Source organism: Vibrio sp. 1641 (genome assembly GCF_033339995.1).
Taxonomy (GTDB): Bacteria; Pseudomonadota; Gammaproteobacteria; order Enterobacterales; family Vibrionaceae; genus Vibrio; species Vibrio alginolyticus.
The window spans coordinates 1-554 of sequence record NZ_JAWOVP010000422.1 but is presented as its reverse complement, the minus strand read 5'-3'; the positions used below and the strand labels follow the sequence as shown (position 1 = coordinate 554).

Sequence of the window (554 nt, the reverse complement as noted above, 5' to 3'; positions counted from 1 at the left end):
ACTTTACTTCAATGGTTCGCATTGGCTTGCTCATTGGGGTATTGATGGTCTCTGTTCAGGCCTTAATGCAAGGTGGTCGTGGGATTAACTTTCAACACGTTTTAGTCTCATGGCTAGTCTTTGCAACCATGTTTGGGCCCAGTACCCGAGTGAGCATTGAGGATGCGTACACGGGACAAGTTCGAGTGGTTGATAATGTGCCCATCGGTGTTGCTGCCGCAGGTAGTACGATTTCGACTGTTGGCTTTCAAATCACGCGATTGTTTGAAACCGCCTTCTCAACTCCCGCGATGACGGAATACGGCTTTGCATCCAGTTTACAGTCACTGATTAAAGTGAGAAAACAGGTGATGGATCGCTCTGGGTTGGGTGATGCAAATCGTGTCGGCGGCTCGGACATCGAGCAATCGTGGTTTAACTACATCAAAGAGTGCACCTTGATTGGTATCGACATCGGCCAAAAGAACCTCGATCAGGTGCTGAGTGATCCTAACCCGATGACTGCGATTAGGTTTGATTCGCGCATTTATGGCACTCGAATCATGCTCAGTGGT

General features: G+C 48.6%; 1 protein-coding gene. It reads left to right on the top strand.

The genetic code is table 11. The annotated features are described in order from the left end of the window. Positions 1-554 (top strand): conjugal transfer protein TraG N-terminal domain-containing protein (locus R7Z47_RS26335; RefSeq protein ID WP_318130962.1); only part of this gene is annotated, 554 nt, incomplete at both ends.